Genomic DNA, 280 nt, shown 5'->3' with positions numbered 1-280 from the left:
ACTTACACGTTGGTCAAGCGACTCAGTGTAGGCAGGAGGCGTGGGAGGGATGTTGTAGTAGTTGTTCATTATGATTTTTATGTTGTTTTTTCGTTGGAGTTATTGCGACGTGATTTTCAGTCGCATGCCTCATTATAACAATTTATATGTACAGATTGCTCACATTCGCTCAGGCACTTTGATGCCAAGAAGAGACATGGCGGCCTTTATGGTGCGTGCCGTCACAGCCGAAAGTTCCAGACGCAGTGACCTCACTGCCGCATCCTCTTCTTTGAGTATC

General features: G+C 46.1%; 1 protein-coding gene. It reads right to left on the bottom strand.

Annotated features, from left to right (window positions below; genetic code table 11):
- Positions 1-159 precede the first annotated feature (159 nt).
- A complete protein-coding gene (locus ACX9YW_RS22945; RefSeq protein WP_460351030.1) occupies positions 160-279 on the bottom strand; it encodes a DALR anticodon-binding domain-containing protein in 120 nt (39 codons plus the stop codon).
- Between the last annotated feature and the right edge of the window lies 1 nt (position 280).

The sequence above is a fragment of the Pseudoneobacillus rhizolycopersici genome (genome assembly GCF_054786815.1).
This window is presented reverse-complemented; position numbering and strand designations above follow the sequence as displayed.